Below are 18,815 nucleotides of genomic sequence, written 5' to 3' on the forward strand. Positions count from 1 at the left end.
CGTTTGGGTACCACTCCCCTACTCAACCCCACGTTATGCTTCCCGCCAAACTCCGTAAAGGCCAGCTGCCCACCAAAATCTGCATCACCTGCGGCCGGCCCTTCGAGTACCGCAAAAAATGGCGCGCCAACTGGGACGACGTGAAATACTGCGGCGAAAAGTGCCAGCGCAACCGCCCCGCGGCCGGAGCCACCGGCGTAGCGGCGGCGTAGCTGCCCGGGGCGACCGTATCTTTTGGGCCCCGGGCTGCGTTCAAAAGCTCCTCAACTTTTACCAATGCGCTGATTTTCCAGCCGCTTTTCTATGGCCTCCAACCTCGACTACCTCAACCCTAACTTCATTCCGCTGGAAGAAAAGGTAAACGCTTACCTCGAAATGGAAAAGGAGCTGCGCCGCGCCGCCCACGACCCCAACAGCGGTGCCCGGCCATCCCAACATTCGCCCGCTGATTTGGCGCGCCTGGAACAGGAAATCATTGCCCTGCTCCCCACCCGCGACGAATGGGTGAAAGTGAACCTTGGCTACGGCCCCAGCCGCGTGGGCGCCTGGCTTGTGCCCGCCCTCGGCAGCCAGCCCGAGCGCTATGAGTTGCGCGTTATTCATTAAAGAAAATTATTATTCCGACGAAGGAGGAATCTGAGTGGTGCCGTTTGGACGGTCTTATCCAGATTCCTCCTTCGTCGGAATGACAATTTTCGGCCTGTCTACTTAGTGGCCCGAATCCCAGTCGTAGCCTAGCTCGGCCCAATAGTCCTTAGGGCGGGTATCGGCAAAGGCGATGGTGCCGATGCGCTTGAGGTGCTTGATGCCGTATTTGAGGGGGGTGACGAGGCGGAGCGGCGCACCGTGAGCGGCGGTGAGCGGCTCGCCGTTCATTTCGTAGCACAGCAGCGTTTGCGGATGCAGCGCGCTGGCGATGTCGAGGCCCACATAGTATTTCTCGTCGGGCGTGAGCATCCCCACGTAGGGCGCGAGGTCGGCGGGCGGATTCAAGGGGTCGGCCGGGCGGCCGCTACGGGTGGCCAGCGGGTACCGGGCCAGAAAATCGGACAGGCGCGCTCCGGCCCAATGCACCACCACGCTCCAGCCTTCGATGCACTTGAGTTCGGTGGTCATTTCCACTTTGGGCAGGGCCTTGATGTCGGCCAGGGTGAATTCCTGGGTTTTGCCGGGGCCATAGCCCTGCACGCGCATGCGCCAGGTGACGGGGTCTACTTCGCCGTCGAGGCCTACGTCGCCGTTTTCGCGGGGCGTTTTGGCACGGCTGCGGGCAAACTCGGGCGCCAAGCGTGTTTCCTTAAAATACGCTTGGCTGAGGCGACTGTTAAAATCGAGCACCTTGCGCAGCGGCCGTGGAATACCCTCATCGTCAGGCTGCGAAATCAGCCAGCGCCAGCCCCCGATACCGGCCAGGCCGGCCAGCCCCAGCCCAATAAATGAGCGGCGCGAGCGGCGGCGGGCCTCGGCCAGCACAGCCGCTTCGGATTGCAGCGGAGCGCCCGGTTGGTCGACCGGCGCGGATGCGGAAGAATGGTCAGTCATACCGAAAAGCAGCAATTATTTAGACGAAAGTGAAGCATCAGCGGCGGGCAGCGAAGTAGGCCCGGCCACCACCTGATGCGTGGCGGGGTCGACTTCCACCATCTCGAAGCCGGCCACCATGGCACGGAAATTATTCCAGCCCGCCCGCACCACCTGCGCGATGTGCACCATGAAAAACAGCACGTAGCCGATGGTAAGTGCGAAGTGAATGATGCGCGCAAATTCATACCCACCCAGCAGCTGCGTGAGCCAGGCAAACTGCGTAGGCTTGTAGATGGCCAGCCCCGTGAGCACCGACCCCAATCCCATGATAATGACCGAAGTGTAGGCAATCTGCTGCGCGCCGTTGAATTTGCGCACCGGCAGCGGCTTTTTGTACAGCCCGAGGTCGTGCAACGTCACCAATACGGCTTCCTTAAACGAGTGCCGGGTGGGCAGCAGGTAGCGCCACTCGCCCGAGAAAATGGTGTAGCCCACGTACAGCAGGCCGTTCAGGAAAAAAACCCACATCAGCACAAAATGCCAGCTCATGCCCTGCGCCAGCTTATGGTCGATGTGAAAGGCCTCGTAGAACGACTGCGGGAAGAACTTGACCAGCGTGGTGTTGCCCCAGCCCAGGCGGTACACGTCGTTGGCCCAGTATATCCACATCCCGCTCCAAATCATGAGGCTGAGAACGGGGAAATTGACCCAGTGAAACCACCGAATGGCCAGCGGGTGCTTTTCAACAAGCTGTTTCATAAAACCACGATTCGTAACAGAAACCCCTGCAAGGTACTCCGTGCCCAACACGGGCCTCGCTCTGGCTGACGTGGGCTGCCAGATTTCCTTACGCCGCAGACGAAAAAAAAAAAGAGGCAACCCAAAGGGATGCCTCTTTCCATACCAAAACACCTTAAAAAAACTATTCTTTCACGAGGATGCTAACAAGAATTGCACCAAAAAATTCCGCGTCTGATAATCTTTTTCAAACTACTTAATAGCAAGCGGATTGATTCATCATTGTTCTTGAAATAGCACAAGGAGCACCTGCTACTCCTTGGCAATCCGAGTCGTCAGGCGGGTTTCGCCAACTTCCAGCGTTAGAAGGTACATGCCGGGAGCAATTGTGGGCAGGCCAATGGGTAAGGAATTAGCGCCCGGCCGCACGGCCACAGGCTGCGCGGCTACAGTGCGGCCCAACAGGTCGGTGATGTGGAGTTGGCCGGGCCCGGTGGCGCGGGCCTCAAACGACAGCGTGAGTACCGCAGTGAACGGATTGGGCGCGGTGCCAAAAGACTCGGCCAGCACGGCTGCGGGCTGCGTGGCCAGCACGCGCTGCAGGTTGCGGGCACCCCGGTACACCTGGCCCCGGATTTCGCCTCCCGGGAAGGCAGCCGTGTGCAGATTCATGTACATGCTGTCGCGCCGGAATTGCAGGGAGCGGCGCAGGGTGAAGGGCTGCCCGGCATTGTCATCCTTCCAATAACCGTAAACGGCGGCCGGGGTGGCCGCATTGTCGAAATACGGCACGAGGTTGAAGACAATGGGGCCGGCCTGGGTGGAAAGGCCGGTATGGAAGTGGCCCGCCGCGGCCGGGCCGGTCAGCCCGCCCCACACGCTCATGAAGTGGGCGTTGGTCTGGTCGCGGTCGAGGCTCACGATGCCCACGCCATAGCCGGCGCTGGTAGTAGGCGTGGGCCGCTCCTGGGCCCCGTTCAGCACGATAGTGTAGCCGTCGCGGGCGAGGCTACGCACTTGGCCGCGCACTTCACCGTTCGGGTTGGCGGCCGTATTGAGCACCACGTTGATGTCGCCGCGCAGAATGGCATTGACAAATGGGGCCGTCAGACCCGGAATCTGCACGCCCACAATGTTGCTGGTGGTACCCGATATTGGCAAGGTACCGAGCAAGGTAGCGGCCGTGTTGGCCTGCCCGGCGGGCGACGCATACACCGATAAGCCGGTGGGTGTCCCGCTCAGCCCGGCGTGCGCCACAAATAGAAACAGGGTATCGAGGGTAGCCGTGAGACGGCCTACCGCCAGCGCTTTGCCTGTAGAAGCAACGGCGGGTACCATCTGGCTGCCGTCGAGGCGGGCATCGTGGGCCACAAATCGGCCTTCGCCAATGAGCTGGCCCCGAATTTCGCCGTTGGGGTTGTTGGTGGTGTGCACATTGATGTAAACCTGGCCCTGGCTCAGGGCCGTCAGAAAGGCCACTGTGGGCACAATTTCGCCCTCAATCACATTGCCCGTGAGGTTGGGCAGCAGGTTCACCACCACCGGCCCGGCCACGCCGAAGGCTCCCGTATGAAAGTGCGCCCCCGTGACGGCGCTGCTCAGCCCGGCAAACGCCACCCGGAATTTCATTTTCTCCAAGTTCTGGCTCAGCGTAAAAATGCCCAGCCCGGTGGCGCTGGTAGCTACGGCCGGAGTCTCCTGCGCGCCCGTCAGGTTGGCGATGATGCCCGTTTCCGACTCCAACCGAATCTGCCCCCGGATTTCACCGTTGGGGTTAGCCGCCGTGTGCACGTTGATGTAGTACTGGCTTTTCAGAAACCTGGCCAGTTTAGGCTGGGCAATGTCGGCCCCGGTAAGAAAACCCGACAGCCGGTTGCCGCGCACCATTGGAACCAGATTGATGATGATGGGGCCGGCCACCCCCACCGCGCCTTCGTGCACGTGCGCCCCCGTTACGGTTCCGCTCAGCCCGCTGAAGGCGGCCTGCACGAAGAGCGTATCCCGGGTTTCGTTGAGCATAAAGCTGGCCACGCCCTGCGCGTTGGTGGTCACGGCGGGCGTTTCCTGGTCGCCGCTCATGCGGGCCGTGAGCAGCAAGTGCGCCCGGGTTTGCTGGGCAGTGGCGAGTAGCGGGGCGGCCAGCAGGCAGGTTGCGGCTAGCAGGCGAAGTAGCATTGGTCGCATCGGAGTAAGAATGAGGTGAAAGAATTGTTTGGTGACACAGCTTGTCTCAGCCGGCGCGCCGGCTTCTTTCATAACACTCGCAGGCCGAGGCTGTTGCGTTGCCTGGTAAATATTTTGTTTTTCGACTATTTTCCAGACACCCGTTGTGAAACAGAAAGAGCCCGGACAATCCGTCCGGGCTCTTTTGCTGCGTGCGGGCGCACTTGCCAAGGCTAACTCGTTAGCGCATCATGCCGCCGGGGCCGCCTTTGCCCATGCCGCCCATCATTTTGGCCATTTGGGCCATGCCGCCCTTGGTCTGGCTCAGTTTGTTCATGGTACGCATCATTTTGCGCATGTCCTCAAACTGCTTCATCAGCGCGTTTACCTGCTGAATATCAGTTCCGGAGCCTTTGGCCAGGCGCTTTTTGCGCGAGCCATTGATGAGGTCGGGGTTGGCCCGCTCCTGCTTGGTCATGCTCTTGATGATGGCCTCAACCGGCTTGAAGGCGTCGTCGTCGATTTCCACGTCCTTCATGGCCTTGCTCATGCCCGGAATCATGCCCATCAGGTCCTTGATGTTGCCCATCTTCTTGATTTGCTCCAACTGCGAGAGGAAGTCATCGAAGTTGAACTGGTTCTTGCGAATCTTGGCGTTGATGCGCTTGGCTTCGTCTTCATCAAACTGCTGCTGAGCCCGTTCCACCAGCGAAATCACGTCGCCCATGCCCAGAATGCGCTGGGCCATACGGTCGGGGTAGAACAGGTCCAGCGCGTCCATCTTCTCGCCCGTCGAGATGAACTTGATGGGTTTGGTCACCACGGCCCGGATACTGAGGGCCGCGCCACCGCGCGAGTCGCCGTCGAGCTTAGTGAGCACCACGCCGTCGAAATTCAGGCGGTCGTTGAAAGTTTTGGCGGTATTTACGGCGTCCTGGCCGGTCATCGAGTCCACCACAAACAGCGTTTCGCTGGGGTTGATGGCCGACTTCACAGCCTCAATCTCGCGCATCATCTGCTCATCCACGGCCAGGCGGCCGGCGGTGTCGATGATGACGACTTTTTTGCCGTTTTTCTTGGCGTAGTCGATGGCATTGCGCGAGATTTCAACGGGGTTCTTGTTCTCGACTTCCGAGTACACTTCCACGCCAATCTGCTCACCAAGCACCTTGAGCTGGTCGATAGCAGCCGGGCGGTATACGTCGCAGGCCACCAGCAACACGTTGCGGCCCTGCTTCTTAACATAGCTGGCCAGCTTGCCGGCGAAGGTGGTTTTGCCCGAGCCCTGCAGTCCCGAGAGCAGAATTACGGCCGGGTCGCCCTTGATGGTGATGTCCTTCTTCTCGCCGCCCATGAGCTCGGTGAGCTCATCGTAGACTATTTTGACCATGAGCTGGCCCGGCGACACGGCCGTGAGCACGTCGCGGCCCATGGCGGCCTCTTTAATTTTATCGGTTACATCCTTGGCAACCTTGTAGTTAACGTCGGCATCAACCAGCGCACGGCGGATTTCCTTGATGGTGGCCGCGACGTTGATTTCGGAGATGCTGCCCTGGCCCTTAAGGGTTTTAATGGCCCGGTCGAGCTTGGTGGAGAGATTATCGAACATTGAATCGCTGATTTAGCGCTGATTGAACTGGTTATGCTGATTTGGTGCGGGGCGGCCCCTCGGAATCAGGCTGAAACTGAACCCCAAAAGTAACCATAAAAGGCCAAAAACCGGCAGCGGACGTACCTTCGCGGCCCGCTTTCTGTTTCCGGTTGCTGTGTCATCATCCCGCCCTCTGCGCCTGCTCGTTATCACCTACTACTGGCCGCCTTCGGGCGGGGCCGGCGTGCAGCGCTGCCTCAAGTTTGTGAAGCACCTGGGCCATTTCAACGTGGAGCCCACCGTGATAACCGTGGCCGTGGACCAGGCTACCTACCCCGTGCTGGATGAAAGCCTGCTGGCCGAAGTACCGCCCAGCGTGCGCGTCATCCGCACCAAAACCTCGGAGCCGTTTGAGAGCTACAAGAAGCTGACGGGCCGCGCCGTGCCCTACGGCGGCTTCGCCAACGAAGGCAAGCCGGGCCTGATGCAGAAGGCCCTACGCTTCGTGCGCGGTAACCTGTTCATCCCGGACCCGCGCCGGGGCTGGAACCGCCACGCGCTGGCGGCCGTGGAGCAACTGCTGGCCACCGGCGAGCAGTTTGATGCCGTGCTCACCTCGTCGCCCCCGCACTCCACCCAGCTCATTGGCTTGGAGTTGAAGCGCCGCCACGGCTTGCGCTGGCTGGCCGACATGCGCGACCCCTGGACGGACATTTACTACTACAAAGACCTGCATCACACGCCCCTGGCCTCCTGGCTCGATGCGCGCTACGAGCGCCAAGTGCTGACTGAAGCCGACGCCGTGCTGGTGACTTCGCCCGAAACTAAACGGCTGTTTTCAGCCAAACTTCCGGAATTGCCAGCCGCTAAATTCCACGTATTGCCCAATGGCTACGACGAGTCGGATTTTCGCCAGCCCTCGCCGCCGCCCACCGATTGCCTGCGCATTACGCACACCGGCACCATCACCGAGCTCTACCACATCAACCGTTTGCTGGAAGCTGTGGCCGCCTGCGCCGCCACCAACCCCGACGTGCCGTTGCGGCTGCGCTTCGTGGGCCAGGTTTCGGCCCAGCTGCGCCAGCAGATTGAGCAAGCCGGCCTCCTGCCAGTTACGGAGTATATTCCTTTTGTGCCGCACGACAAGTCGGTAGAATACCTGCTGAGCGCCTCTGCCCTGCTCATGGCCATTCCGGACGTGCCACGCAATTTCGGCATCCTGCCCGGCAAGGTGTTCGAGTACCTAGCTGCCAATAAGCCCATTCTCTGCGTGGGCCCGGCTGGCTCTGATGCCGATAACCTGCTCCAAGAATGCGGCGCGGGCCAGGCCCTCCCCTACGAAGACGTTGCCCTAATGCACGAAACGCTGGAAGCACTAGTAGCGCAATGGCGCAGTAATCCCAATCTCAATTTGCCGGCAGTGAGCCATTCGCGCTACTCGCGCCAGGCGCTGGCGGGGCGGTTGGCTGGTATAATCATGTAACTGTACTGAAATCGTACAGCCATAAACATCTCTACATTAATAAAATAGAACATCCTGACTCAAGCAACATGAACCACTTAGACAAACTCAATGCAGCCTATCGGAATGCTCCTGAAATATTTCAGGCCGGTCGGTACTGGCGGGCGTATGAAGACCAAATCACGGAAGAAGTCAAACAGGCTGATTTGAGCGAATTGCGAAGCGGGAAGTATCCGATTTTTACCACTTTTGGCTTCAACGACTTGGTATATTATTACCACCCACGGATGCCATTTTATGTAAAATTTGGCCGTCAATTAGTTCGCAAGCTATTCATTGACAACCGAGCCTCACTTCCTTATTCTTTGAGGCTATCTGATATCCAGGAAATGGCTTATAAGCACAGCAGTCTTCAAGGTCATTTGTCTGAAGCTTATCCTATCAGCGATTTAGAAGCCAGCGACTTTGGCAAGCCCCTTGATTTGTTTGTAATCAAGGGTAAGAAATACACGATGAAGTTCCTGAGCTTTTATGTACGATACTGCTTTGCACAGAAGCACATTAAACTACGAGGCGATGAAACCATCGTTGAGCTTGGTTCAGGCTCAGGCTTTCAGGTAGAAATTCTTAAAAAAATGTATCCGAAGCTAACTATACTTTGCTTCGACCTTCCCGCACAGTTGTATCTATGCGAAAAATACCTAGAGAATGTATTTGGCCAGGATGAAATTGTTAGCTCAGAAAAGAATTTGGACCTCACAGACCTTTCTAAGCTAGAAAAAGCCAAAATACATATGTTTGGCAACTGGCAGTTTCCTCTGCTGAAAAACTTCAAGTTTGATATTTTCTGGAATGCTGCCAGCTTCGGGGAAATGGAGCCAAATATCGTAGCCAATTATCTGGACTATGTGAAAGGTAACAGTACTTGGGTGTATTTAATGCAGGCCCGAAACGGTAAAGAAAGCTCTCAGGAATCGGGCGTTGTCAAGCCAATTCTTTTTGTTGATTACAATCAAATGCTCGGTAGCGGCTATACTTTAGTTGAAGAAGATGATGCCTATGATGCTCACCGGCGAGTATCGCAAACCGGCGGCTATTTCCAAGCCCTTTGGAAAGCCCGGAATTAATCTTTCTACTACCGAATCTTTCCGTCGTCAATTCGTTATGCCAACAAACAATTCAATGCCCCAAGCAAAAGCACGATTACCCGGATTAGACTACTTACGCGGGTTGGCAGCATTTGGAATAATGGTCTATCATTATTCCTCTTGGAGTTTTGGAGAACAAGCCGCAAGCTCATTTTTAGGAAGGGTTGGAATTTATGGTGTTGCGATTTTTTATATTTTAAGCGGCCAGACCCTCAGTTATATATACAGCTCCAAACTCCAGTTAACGACCACTGAATTGCGGGAGTTTTATAATAAAAGGTTCTTCCGAATATTCCCTTTACTGTGGTTAGCAACGTTATTCTCCATCGCAATCTCGAAGCACATTCCAAATGGAATTGACTTATTGCTAAATCTTACCGGGCTTTTCGGATTGTTTAAATGGGATACTTATTTCGCGACAGGTGCTTGGTCAATAGGAAATGAGTTATGCTTTTATATCGCTTTCCCATTGCTGGTTTATCTCATAAAAAAATTCAAAAGGGGATTTTTCTTGGTCTTGGTGTCAGCATTTGGAATCAGCGGTTACTTTGCTTTCAATAGGCTTTATTCAAACCTTCCATTATCTGCCCAATGGCATACATACACTAATCCACTAAATCAATTTCTTTTTTTTCTAGGAGGCGTTGCCATTGGCAATTTCATTAGTCCTCCCAGGATGAAAGGTTGGTTAAGCTTAATTCTTGGATTAATTGGGTTCACTGCTTTTGTACTTATCCCCATACAGGGCAATGCTATTGCACTTGTAACCGGCTCGAATAGATTATTTTTTACTTCTAGTTGTTTCCTGATTTGTTACAGCTTTTTCAGTCTTGTACATACATCGAGTCCCGTTGATAAGCCGCTCTTGATGCTTGGCCAAGCCAGTTATTCTCTTTATTTGCTCCATCCATTAGTGTATGCCTTCACGAAGGCTTTTTTCTCTAAATTTGTAAAAATATTTCATATATCTAATATTAATTTATTATATACATCAATAATCATTTCTTTATTGGTCAGTTATTTGTCTTACCAGTATTTTGAACGTTTCTTTATAAAATTCAACCAGAAGCGCCAAGAACCTATCTAGTAGAGGGGTAAAAAAATGCCCTTCTACATCAGGTCTAAGCTCGAATTGCAGTCAATCACCCAACCTTCTTTTCTGATTCAATGAAATTTCCTTTACTGTGTGCCTCTAAAAGACTAGCACTACCACTTGGCATTTTGCTGCCAATATCAGTTTTCGCGCAACCGGCAATTACTGGGGTCTCGCCTTCACAAAACGCTGGCAATGTTGCTCGTGGAAGTCTAGTTTCTGCCAGATTCAACGCTGCATTGAACGCCAACTCAGCCACAGCCCTGAAAGTATTTAGCTCCCAGCGTGGGGGCTTGCGAACTGGCCACAGTGGAAACAACTCTGTGAACAGCAATACTATTCAATTTGGGCCTACCTATGACTTCCGTCCTGGCGAAGTTGTTCAAGCTACAATTACTACATCTTCTCAAGGCACTTCAGGAGGTACTCTGGCTATGCCATATGTTTATCAGTTCACTACTGCGGCTAGTGGAGGAACAGGCTTTTTTAGCGGGGGGGCGGACTTTGCTGTAGGCAGCCAACCGTACAGAGTAACGCCAGCAGATTTGGACGGAGATGGCGACTTGGATATTGTAGTAGCCAATTTTGCTAGCAACACCGTTAGTGTGCGCTTGAATAATGGCCGTGGCTTGTTTGGAAGCGGTATTGAAATTCCAGTAGGAACTAACCCCTACATCGTGGTCACAAGTGATGTTGATGGAGACGGCGACTTAGATTTTCTTACGCCCAATTACTTAAGCAATACTGTTAGTGTCCGTATTAATAATGGTTCGGGCATCTTCAGCAACGGTATAGATTTCTCGGTAGGTACGCAGCCCCGCAGTCTTGCTCTTGGGGATGTAGACGGGGATGGCGACTTAGATGCAGTCACAGCGAACTACGGTGGCAACTCCGTCAGCTTGCGGCTAAACGATGGCAACGGTTTTTTTAGTGGGGGGGCAGAGTTTTCGATTGGAAGTCAACCCCAAAATATAGCCCTTTCCGACCTGGATAATGATGGTGATTTGGATTTCGTAGCGGCCAATGGTGCTAGTAATACTGTCAGTATCCGATTAAACAGCTTCAACAGTGGCCTTTTTAGTGGGGGCTCTGACTTAGCTGTTGGAACGTTTCCTTTTGCAATTTCGCTGGCTGATGTTGATAACGATGGTGATTCAGATATTTTAACGGCTAACTATCAATCTACAACTGTAAGCGTACGTCCTAATAATGGCAACGGGACTTTCGCTACGGGATACGACATACAGGTAGGTAGCCAACCCCGAGGAATAACTACTGCTGACGTGGATGGAGATGGTGACCTTGACTTACTTGCAGCAAATGCGGGTAGCAATTCTGTTAGTTTACGGCTCAATAATGGGAACGGTTTTTTTAGCAACGGGGCGGATTTTCTAGCAGGAAATTTCCCTAGTAGTGTTACCGCGGCTGACATTGATGGTGATGGCGACTTGGACATACTTGTCACTAATCTTATGGGTAATAGCGTGAGCGAACGGATAAATAATGGTTCAGGCATATTAGCAAATGCCAGTTCTTCGAAACCCTCAGATTTTACAATTTTTCCAAATCCTGCACATCGGAATATTAATATCAAAGGTCTTTCACCTGGGGACAAAGTATCAATTTTTGACGCTTTAGGACGTGAGGTTGCTCACGCTACAATGCCTACCCAAGGCCTCATGCAGTTGCCATTGCCTGAAAGTTTGCCCTCTGGGCTTTATATAGTTCGCTCAGGAAATCAAACTCGTAGCTTGACAATAGAATAATTTATATACGAGCAGACGCGTAGGCATTATTTCTTTAATAGCCGCGCTAAATGAACGTATTAGCAAATCGAACTGCTAAAAAGAAGAAGCACCGCCAGCCTTTCCTCGGAGAAGTTGACGGTGCTTTTTATTGAGTCAGATAGTTATTCTACTCTAGCAGTATTTATCTAACAATCTGCAAATCTGCCGCTAGCTGCTGGCTGAATGTCGCGCTAACCGCCCGTTGCAGGTGGTTGCCGTCGGTGGTGGCATAGGACTGGGTACTGTAATCCAAGTAAGGCACAGCGAAGGATGCCGCCATCTGACGCATCAATTGGTCGAACCCCGGCTGATAAACCTGTTCCAATTGCAACAGCGACGCACCCACCGGCAGGCGCACCAGCACCACACGGCCATGCGGCTTCAGGAATTGAATGGTTTGGCGCAGGGCCTGCAAACGGCCTTCGGACAAATGCTGGCTGGCAGCCAGCAGGCGGTAGTCCTGCAACTTGCGGGCAGTGCGGGCGCGAACTTGGGCGCTGTCAGTACCGATGTTGACTTCGAGCCAGCCATCGGGGTGCAGGCGCTCGGTGGCGGTGGCGAAGTCGAGGGGCAGGCGGTAGAGCGGCTTGGTTTGGTAGCGGGTAAGATAGGGCAGGTTGGGATTCTGACTGACCTGATGGAGCTGGCCGATGAAGGACTGGTCCTCCGGGAACGTCCCTTCCGGGCCGGTGAGCGACAGCGACCACGGGTCGACGGCCAGGATAAACAAGCCGTTGCGCACCTCGGGCCGCAGCTTACGACGGATACTGGCCAGATAGGCCGGGCCGTAGGGCGAGTGCGTGAGCGTGAATGCATAGTTCAGCAGCGGCCCCTCAAACTGCCTGCCCAGCCGCGCCGCCAGCACCGCCGGCCGGATGCCCTGCGCCGCCCGCGACGTACCCAGAATAAGCGAGCCTGCCGGCGGGCTCGTGAAACGCCCGTAAAACGCATCCACCCCGCCTCGCAGCACCACGGGGGCCAGCAGTGTGGCCCCCAACAGGCCCGCTCCGCCCAGCAGCCCCAGGCGTAGCAGCAACTTGGTAACGGCAACCCGTGCAGGCATTTTCAAAACTGAAAGTAGATGAACGAAGTGCTGTTGAAAATGCCCAGGTACAGGATAAGTAGGGCCAGTCCCACGTAGCCCACCCAGCGCGTAGCGAAGGGTTGCGCGGCCAGCCATACCTGCGGGCTGCACCGGCTGGCGAAGTATTCGACCAGCAGCATCAGGCCCACGCCGAGGGCGGCCACGGCCAGTTCAGGGCGGTAGTGCTGGGAAAAATCGAGCAGCAGCGTGGCTAGCTGCCGGGCGTGCAGATTCTGCCAGCCGCTGAATAGATGGCGGCTGATGAACACGGCGTCACTCAGCGTGTTGGCGCGGAAGAATATCCAGGCGTAGGCCACCAGCACGAACGTGATGAGCACGCCCAGCCCACGCCGCAGGCCCGGACGCGCCGCCAGCCCCGTGAGCTGCGCCAGCTGCTCGCGCCAGGGCCGCGCCCAAGTACTAAGCACTAGATAGATGCCGTGCAGGCCGCCCCAAACCAGAAACGTCCAGTTGGCTCCGTGCCAGAGGCCACTTACCAAGAATATCACCAACAGGTTAAAATAGGCACGGCTTGGCGATACTCGGCTGCCGCCCAGCGGGATATACAGGTAATCCCGAAACCAGCTCGACAGCGAGATATGCCAGCGCCGCCAGAACTCGGGCACCGAAGCCGACTGGTAGGGCTGCCGGAAATTCAGGTTGAAATCGAAGCCCAGCACCCGCGCGGCGCCTCGGGCCATATCAGTATAGCCCGAAAAGTCGCCGTAAATCTGGAAGGTGAAGGCCAGCGTGGCCAGCACCAGCAGCGGGCCTTCGGGGTGCTGGCGGGGGTTGTTGAACACGGGGTTGACGAGCAGGGCCAGCCGGTCGGCCACCACTGCTTTTTTGAACAGGCCCCAGGCCATGAGCCGCAGCCCGCTCACAATGCGGGCATAGTCAAACTGATGTTCGCGCCGGAACTGCGGCAGCATGTGCCCGCCGCGCTCAATGGGCCCGGCCACCAGCTGAGGGAAAAACGCCACGAACAGCGCAAACCGCCCGAAATTCCGCTCCGCTTCCAGCCGGCCCTGGTACACATCAATGATGTAGCCGACGGACTGGAACGTGTAGAACGACACCCCCACCGGTAACAGTAGCCCCAGTGCCGGCCCCGTGCCAACAGGTAGGTGCAGCGCCGTAGCCAATTGCACAATACCGTCCCGAAAAAAATTGAAATACTTGAAGATGAACAACGTGCCCAGGTTGCTGGCCAGGCTGAGGTAGAGCCACGGCCGCCGCTGTGCCTTGGTGGGCAGTTGGCTCATGCGGTAGCCGCTGTAGTAGTCGAGCAGCGTGGTGGCCAGCAGCAGCAGCGCATACACGGCCCGCCAACTCATGTAGAAGTAGTAGCTGGCCAGCAGCACCAAGGTATTGCGCCAGCGCGGCGGCAAGCCATAATACAGCCCAACGACTACCGGAAAAAAGACGAGAAAATGGAGGGAATTGAATAGCATTCGCAAGGCGGAAGCAGCTCCGCGGGCCAAAGGTCGGGAATGTAGCGTGGACTCTGCGAGTCCGCGTATAGCCGTTCCGGTTCGCCCGGGCGCGGACTCGCAGAGTCCACGCTACATTCCTGCCGACTACTTTTGCAGTCCTGTTTTGGCTTATCAATTTTCATGGCTCTCGACCTCAACCACAAATCCATCCTTGTTACGGGTGGCACCGGCTCTTTCGGCAAGCAATTCGTCCGCACCGTTTTCGAACAATTTCCGCTGGTGAAGCGCCTCGTGGTGTTCTCGCGCGACGAGTTGAAGCAGTATGAGATGAGCCAGGAATTTAGCCCGGCCAAGTACCCGGCCATTCGCTATTTCATTGGCGATGTGCGCGATGGCGAGCGGCTGCACCGCGCCTGCGAAGGCATCGACATTGTGATTCACGCCGCCGCCCTCAAGCAGGTGCCCGCCGCCGAGTACAACCCGATGGAGTGCATCAAGACCAATATTTTCGGGGCCGAAAACGTGATTAACGCCGCCCTCGACTGCGGCGTGAAGGACGTAGTGGCCCTGAGCACCGACAAAGCCGCTGCTCCTATCAACCTCTACGGCGCCACCAAACTGTGCTCCGATAAGCTCTTCGTGGCGGCCAATAACATGAAAGGCAAGCGCGATTTGCGCTTTTCGGTGGTGCGCTACGGCAACGTAATTGGCTCGCGCGGCTCGGTGGTGCCGTTCTTTTTGCAGCAGCGCCACACCGGCGTGCTGCCCATCACCCACCCCGACATGACGCGCTTCAACATCTCGCTTGAAGAAGGTGTCGACCTCGTGCTCTATGCACTGGAGCACGCCTGGGGCGGCGAGATTTTCGTGCCGAAAATTCCTTCCTACAAAATCACGGAAGTGGCCCGCGCCATCGGCCCGGAGTGCGAGCAGAAAATTGTGGGCATCCGCCCCGGCGAGAAGCTGCACGAAGCCATGATTACCGAAACCGATGCTCTGAGCACCGTCGAGCTAGCTCGCTACTACGTCATTCTGCCCTCGATGCCGACCTGGGACGTGGACAAGTTTATCGCAGAATTCGACGGCAAGCGCGTGCCGCTGGGCTTCCAGTACGACTCGTTCAACAACGAGGAATGGCTAACGGCGGAGCAGATTCGCGACGAAATCCGCCTGCACGTTGACCCCGAATTTGCAGTTTAAGTAACTTGCCGGCCTAATGTCAGAAGCCCGCTTCCACCCCACCCGGCCCCTGCCCTATGGCCGCCAGAACATTACTGAAGCCGATGTGGCCGTCGTGGTGGCGGCCCTGCACGCCGACTACCTCACGCAAGGCCCCACCGTGGCCGAGTTTGAAAAGCAGTTTGCCGCCTACGTGGGGGCCCGCTACGCCGTGGCCGTGAGCAACGGCACCGCCGCCCTGCACCTCTGCGCCCTGGCCCTGAACGTGCAGCCCGGGCAGCGCGTCATCACCACGCCGCTCACCTTCTCGGCTTCGGCCAACTGCGTGCGCTACTGCGGCGGCGAAGTCCACTTTGCTGACATCGACCCGGCTACGGGTTTGATTGATTTGGTAAAAGTGCGAGCGTTGCTCGAAGCGCATCCCAAAGGCTATTTCACCGGCCTGATTCCGGTTGATTTTGCTGGCTTAGCCGTGAATCTGGAGGAAGCCCGCCAGCTGGCCGACGAGTTTGGCCTATGGATTATCGAAGATTCCTGCCACGCGCCCGGCGGCTTTTTCATCGACTCGAAAGGCCAGGAGCAGCGTTGCGGCAACGGCCAGTTTGCCGACCTCGCCATTTTCAGCTTCCATCCCGTGAAGCACATTGCCACCGGCGAGGGCGGCATGATTACCACCAATTCTGAAGCGCTGTTTCACCACCTGCTGCGCCTGCGCACCCACGGCATCACCCGCGACCCGGCCGACCTGCGGCGCGAGCCAGACGGCGGCTGGTACATGGAAATGCAGGAACTTGGTTATAACTACCGCCTGCCCGATTTCAACTGCGCTCTCGGCCTCAGCCAGCTTGCCCGCGCCGATGAGGGCCTGGCCCGCCGCCGCCAGCTAGCCGCGCAGTACGATGCCGCCTTTGCCCAGGTGCCCGGCGTGACGGTGCTGGCCCCCGGCCGCCCCGGCCATGCCTACCACCTTTACGTCATCGAAGTAGCCAACCGCAAAGGCCTGTACGATTTCCTGAAAACCAAGCAGATTTTCACGCAGGTGCACTACATCCCGGTACACCGCATGCCCTACTACGAAGACCTGGGCTGGAAAGCGGGCGACTTCCCGCTGGCCGAAACCTACTATGCCCACTGCCTCAGCATCCCGCTCTTCCCCACGCTCACCGACGAGGAACAAGCCTACGTGGTGGCGTGTATCAGCGAATTTTTGAGTGTTGAAGGTTGAATCTTGAGTTGGCGGGTGCTCAATTCGAGAACTCCCTACTGAAACTTCAATTCAACACTCAACCCTTAACATTCAACACTTCCAAGCCTTGCAGCATACCCAACAAGAAGATTTCTGGGCCGGCGATTTCGGCCGCGAATACACCGACCGCAACTCGCGCCCGCTCGATGAGTGGAACGCGTTTTACCGCGACCTCTACGGCCACACCAAGCTGGAAATGAACGCCGAATTCCTTGGCGACCTTCCCCGGGAGGCCCGCATCCTGGAAGTGGGCTGCAACACCGGCATGCAGCTGGTGGGCCTGCAAGCCGCCGGCTTCACCAACCTGTATGGCATTGAACTGCAGCAATATGCCGTGGAAAAGGCCCGCGATTATGTGCGCGGCGTGAACATCCTGCAAGGCAGCGGCTTCGATTTGCCCTTCAAGGATAACTACTTCGACGTGACCTGCACCAACGGCGTACTCATCCACATTGCGCCGGAGGACCTGCCGCGCATCATGGGCGAAATGGTGCGCACCTCGCGCCGCTACATCATGGGCTACGAGTATTACGCCCCCGAAACCACGCCCATCAAGTACCGCGGCAATGAGGGCTTCCTCTGGAAAACCGACTTTGCGCAGGTGTTCCTGAACAACTTCCCGAACCTGCGCCTGGTGAAGCAGAAGCTTTACCCCTACATCAACGATGCCGAGCGCGGCAACCAGGACGTGGTGTACCTGCTCGAAAAAGTCTCCGAATAATGCAGCGCGCCGGTATCATTTCGCAGGTGCGGATGGGCAGCACCCGGCTGCCGAGCAAGGTGCTACTGCCCGCCGCCGGCCGCCCGCTGCTGGACTACCACGTAGCCCGCGCCGGGCAAAGCGGCCTGCCCATCTACCTGGCCACCACCACTGAGCCGGCCGACGACGTGCTGGCCGCCTATGCCGAAAGCCACCAGATTCCCTACCACCGGGGCAGCGAAGCGGATGTGCTGGCCCGCTATTACGAAACGGCGCAGAAGTTTGGGCTCGAGGTCATCGTGCGCGTCACGTCTGACTGCCCGCTGGTGGACGGCCCGCTGATTGGCGCGGCCGTAGAACGCTATCTGGCAGAAGGCAACCCACTGGTGTACCGCTCCAATTCCATCGTGCGCACTTTCCCGCGTGGATTGGATTTTGAGATTTTCTCGATGGAAATGCTGGCCGAGGCTTATGCCAACGCCACGCTTCCCTATGAGCGCGAGCACGTCACGCCCTACCTCAAGGCCAACCCGGCCACGGTGGGCCGCGTCATCTACCGCGACGAGGTGTGGCCCGGCGGCGACTTCAGCCGCTTCCGCATCACGCTGGACACGGCCGAGGATTATGCCGTGCTGAAGGCGCTAATTGAGCAGCACCACGCCGACCAATTGAACGCGGCTGACCTGCTGGCCCTGCTCGAAGCGCACCCCGAAATCATGGCCCTGAACGCGCACATCGAGCAAAAAACCACATGACCCTGCCCGATACCATTCGCCAGAACGAGTTCGGCTTCTACGAAATCAAGGACAAGCCAACCCCGGCCGAACTGCGCGACTACTACGCCAAACGTTACTATCAGGAAAACCTGACTACTTATCAGCCCGAGTACCCGGCCGAGGAGTTGGAACACATTGAAGGCAAGCTGCGCCTGCGCCATTGGGTGCTGGAGCAGTTGCGCGAGGCAAAGGGCACGGGCTCCTTCCTCGACATTGGCAGCGGCGAGGGCTGGGCGCTGGACTACTTCCAGCGACAGGGCTGGGACGTGCTGGGGCTGGATTTCAGCAGCTTCAGTCTGGAAAAATTTCATCCGGCGCTGCGGGAGAAGCTGCGCACCGGCGACTTGTATGAGGAGGTGCAAAAGCTGGTGGCTTCTGGCCAGCAATTCGATGTGCTCTGGCTCGATAACGTGCTGGAACACGTGCTCGAACCCGCCGATTTGCTGCACCTCTGCCGGCGGCTGATTAAGCCCGGAGGTGTGCTGATGGTAGACGTGCCCAACGATTTTTCGGCCCTGCAACAGCACCTGCTGGACACCGGCCAAATCGACCGGCCCTTCTGGGTCGTGCTACCCGACCACCTCTCGTATTTCACCCAGTCCGGCCTGCGTAATCTGGCCGAAGCAACCAACTGGCACATTGCAAAAGTTATTGGTGACCAGCCCATTGACCTTAACTTACTAAACCCCGCCACTAACTACGTTATGGACCGCACCGCGGGTAAAGGCGCTCACCGCGCCCGCCTGGCCCAGGACAATTTCCTATTGCGCACGGCTCCCCTGCCAGCCGTAGCGGCCTATTATGAAGCCTTGGCCGGCGTGGGGCTGGGCCGCAGTATTGTTGCATTTTTGCAGCCGGCCTAAGCGTCGGCCAACGCCCAAATCATGT

At 56.7% G+C, this 18,815-nt stretch carries 17 protein-coding genes; 11 read left to right on the plus strand and 6 right to left on the minus strand.

Annotation, left to right across the window (positions count from 1 at the left end):
- Positions 1-35 precede the first annotated feature (35 nt).
- Both ACYU7Q_RS05255 and ACYU7Q_RS05260 read left to right on the plus strand, forming a co-directional pair.
- Positions 36-212, plus strand: a complete 177-nt coding sequence (locus ACYU7Q_RS05255) for a DUF2256 domain-containing protein (RefSeq protein ID WP_460608378.1) — start codon at positions 36-38, stop codon at positions 210-212.
- A gap of 91 nt (positions 213-303) precedes the next feature.
- On the plus strand, positions 304-606 hold the full coding sequence (locus tag ACYU7Q_RS05260; RefSeq protein WP_460608379.1) for a hypothetical protein: 303 nt from the start codon (positions 304-306) through the stop codon (positions 604-606).
- A 102-nt stretch (positions 607-708) separates the two neighbouring features.
- Here the strand turns inward: ACYU7Q_RS05260 and ACYU7Q_RS05265 are convergent, their stop codons facing one another.
- From ACYU7Q_RS05265 to ffh, 4 genes are all read right to left on the minus strand, one after another.
- On the minus strand, positions 709-1,542 hold the full coding sequence (locus tag ACYU7Q_RS05265; protein WP_460608380.1) for a molybdopterin-dependent oxidoreductase: 834 nt from the start codon (positions 1,540-1,542) through the stop codon (positions 709-711).
- Between the two features lie 15 nt (positions 1,543-1,557).
- A complete protein-coding gene (locus ACYU7Q_RS05270) occupies positions 1,558-2,283 on the minus strand; it encodes a cytochrome b/b6 domain-containing protein (protein ID WP_460608381.1) in 726 nt (241 codons plus the stop codon).
- Positions 2,284-2,574: 291 nt separating this feature from the next.
- Positions 2,575-4,446, minus strand: a complete 1,872-nt coding sequence (locus tag ACYU7Q_RS05275) for a CHRD domain-containing protein (RefSeq protein WP_460608382.1) — start codon at positions 4,444-4,446, stop codon at positions 2,575-2,577.
- Positions 4,447-4,666: 220 nt separating this feature from the next.
- Positions 4,667-6,034, minus strand: a complete 1,368-nt coding sequence (gene ffh / locus ACYU7Q_RS05280) for a signal recognition particle protein (RefSeq protein ID WP_460608383.1) — start codon at positions 6,032-6,034, stop codon at positions 4,667-4,669.
- Positions 6,035-6,191: 157 nt separating this feature from the next.
- Between ffh and ACYU7Q_RS05285 the strand changes: the two genes are divergently transcribed.
- From ACYU7Q_RS05285 to ACYU7Q_RS05300, 4 genes are all read left to right on the plus strand, one after another.
- The gene (locus tag ACYU7Q_RS05285) at positions 6,192-7,499 is read left to right on the plus strand and encodes a glycosyltransferase family 4 protein (RefSeq protein ID WP_460608384.1); all 1,308 of its coding nucleotides are present in this window, start codon (positions 6,192-6,194) and stop codon (positions 7,497-7,499) included.
- A gap of 68 nt (positions 7,500-7,567) precedes the next feature.
- The gene (locus ACYU7Q_RS05290) at positions 7,568-8,605 is read left to right on the plus strand and encodes a class I SAM-dependent methyltransferase (protein ID WP_460608385.1); all 1,038 of its coding nucleotides are present in this window, start codon (positions 7,568-7,570) and stop codon (positions 8,603-8,605) included.
- Positions 8,538-9,713, plus strand: coding sequence for an acyltransferase family protein (locus ACYU7Q_RS05295; RefSeq protein WP_460608386.1), 1,176 nt, complete (start codon positions 8,538-8,540; stop codon positions 9,711-9,713). Before ACYU7Q_RS05290 ends, ACYU7Q_RS05295 begins: the two co-directional genes overlap by 68 nt.
- Before the next feature lie 80 nt (positions 9,714-9,793).
- Positions 9,794-11,485 carry an FG-GAP-like repeat-containing protein gene (locus ACYU7Q_RS05300; protein ID WP_460608387.1) on the plus strand — a complete coding sequence of 564 codons (1,692 nt, stop codon included), beginning with the start codon at positions 9,794-9,796 and terminating at the stop codon, positions 11,483-11,485.
- Between the two features lie 163 nt (positions 11,486-11,648).
- On the opposite strand, the gene ACYU7Q_RS05305 is transcribed toward ACYU7Q_RS05300, so the two are convergent.
- Together ACYU7Q_RS05305 and ACYU7Q_RS05310 are read right to left on the minus strand one after the other, a co-directional pair.
- The gene (locus tag ACYU7Q_RS05305) at positions 11,649-12,569 is read right to left on the minus strand and encodes a hypothetical protein (RefSeq protein WP_460608388.1); all 921 of its coding nucleotides are present in this window, start codon (positions 12,567-12,569) and stop codon (positions 11,649-11,651) included.
- Positions 12,570-12,571: 2 nt separating this feature from the next.
- Positions 12,572-14,044 carry an MBOAT family O-acyltransferase gene (locus ACYU7Q_RS05310; RefSeq protein WP_460608389.1) on the minus strand — a complete coding sequence of 491 codons (1,473 nt, stop codon included), beginning with the start codon at positions 14,042-14,044 and terminating at the stop codon, positions 12,572-12,574.
- Positions 14,045-14,206: 162 nt separating this feature from the next.
- On the opposite strand from ACYU7Q_RS05310, the gene pseB reads away from it, so the two are divergent.
- From pseB to ACYU7Q_RS05335, 5 genes are all read left to right on the plus strand, one after another.
- Positions 14,207-15,226, plus strand: a complete 1,020-nt coding sequence (gene pseB, locus ACYU7Q_RS05315) for a UDP-N-acetylglucosamine 4,6-dehydratase (inverting) (protein ID WP_460608390.1) — start codon at positions 14,207-14,209, stop codon at positions 15,224-15,226.
- A 16-nt stretch (positions 15,227-15,242) separates the two neighbouring features.
- Entirely contained in the window at positions 15,243-16,430 is a 1,188-nt protein-coding gene (gene pseC / locus ACYU7Q_RS05320) for a PLP-dependent aminotransferase family protein (protein ID WP_460608391.1), read from the plus strand.
- Between the two features lie 88 nt (positions 16,431-16,518).
- Positions 16,519-17,172, plus strand: coding sequence for a class I SAM-dependent methyltransferase (locus tag ACYU7Q_RS05325; protein ID WP_460608392.1), 654 nt, complete (start codon positions 16,519-16,521; stop codon positions 17,170-17,172).
- Entirely contained in the window at positions 17,172-17,906 is a 735-nt protein-coding gene (locus tag ACYU7Q_RS05330; protein ID WP_460608393.1) for a cytidylyltransferase domain-containing protein, read from the plus strand. Before ACYU7Q_RS05325 ends, ACYU7Q_RS05330 begins: the two co-directional genes overlap by 1 nt.
- Entirely contained in the window at positions 17,903-18,790 is an 888-nt protein-coding gene (locus ACYU7Q_RS05335; protein WP_460608394.1) for a class I SAM-dependent methyltransferase, read from the plus strand. The genes ACYU7Q_RS05330 and ACYU7Q_RS05335 overlap by 4 nt, the downstream gene beginning before the upstream one ends.
- Positions 18,791-18,815 lie beyond the last annotated feature (25 nt).

Source organism: Hymenobacter terrigena (assembly GCF_054776515.1).

What these genes read in the sequence shown, in the direction of transcription:
- ACYU7Q_RS05255 (WP_460608378.1), top strand. Translation starts at nt 36, where the DNA reads ATGCTTCCCGCCAAACTCCGTAAAGGCCAGCTGCCCACCAAAATCTGC.
- ACYU7Q_RS05260 (WP_460608379.1), top strand. Translation starts at nt 304, where the DNA reads ATGGCCTCCAACCTCGACTACCTCAACCCTAACTTCATTCCGCTGGAA.
- ACYU7Q_RS05265 (WP_460608380.1), bottom strand. Translation starts at nt 1,542, where the DNA reads ATGACTGACCATTCTTCCGCATCCGCGCCGGTCGACCAACCGGGCGCT.
- ACYU7Q_RS05270 (WP_460608381.1), bottom strand. Translation starts at nt 2,283, where the DNA reads ATGAAACAGCTTGTTGAAAAGCACCCGCTGGCCATTCGGTGGTTTCAC.
- ACYU7Q_RS05275 (WP_460608382.1), bottom strand. Translation starts at nt 4,446, where the DNA reads ATGCGACCAATGCTACTTCGCCTGCTAGCCGCAACCTGCCTGCTGGCC.
- ffh (WP_460608383.1), bottom strand. Translation starts at nt 6,034, where the DNA reads ATGTTCGATAATCTCTCCACCAAGCTCGACCGGGCCATTAAAACCCTT.
- ACYU7Q_RS05290 (WP_460608385.1), top strand. Translation starts at nt 7,568, where the DNA reads ATGAACCACTTAGACAAACTCAATGCAGCCTATCGGAATGCTCCTGAA.
- ACYU7Q_RS05295 (WP_460608386.1), top strand. Translation starts at nt 8,538, where the DNA reads ATGATGCTCACCGGCGAGTATCGCAAACCGGCGGCTATTTCCAAGCCC.
- ACYU7Q_RS05300 (WP_460608387.1), top strand. Translation starts at nt 9,794, where the DNA reads ATGAAATTTCCTTTACTGTGTGCCTCTAAAAGACTAGCACTACCACTT.
- ACYU7Q_RS05305 (WP_460608388.1), bottom strand. Translation starts at nt 12,569, where the DNA reads ATGCCTGCACGGGTTGCCGTTACCAAGTTGCTGCTACGCCTGGGGCTG.
- ACYU7Q_RS05310 (WP_460608389.1), bottom strand. Translation starts at nt 14,044, where the DNA reads ATGCTATTCAATTCCCTCCATTTTCTCGTCTTTTTTCCGGTAGTCGTT.
- pseB (WP_460608390.1), top strand. Translation starts at nt 14,207, where the DNA reads ATGGCTCTCGACCTCAACCACAAATCCATCCTTGTTACGGGTGGCACC.
- pseC (WP_460608391.1), top strand. Translation starts at nt 15,243, where the DNA reads ATGTCAGAAGCCCGCTTCCACCCCACCCGGCCCCTGCCCTATGGCCGC.
- ACYU7Q_RS05330 (WP_460608393.1), top strand. Translation starts at nt 17,172, where the DNA reads ATGCAGCGCGCCGGTATCATTTCGCAGGTGCGGATGGGCAGCACCCGG.
- ACYU7Q_RS05335 (WP_460608394.1), top strand. Translation starts at nt 17,903, where the DNA reads ATGACCCTGCCCGATACCATTCGCCAGAACGAGTTCGGCTTCTACGAA.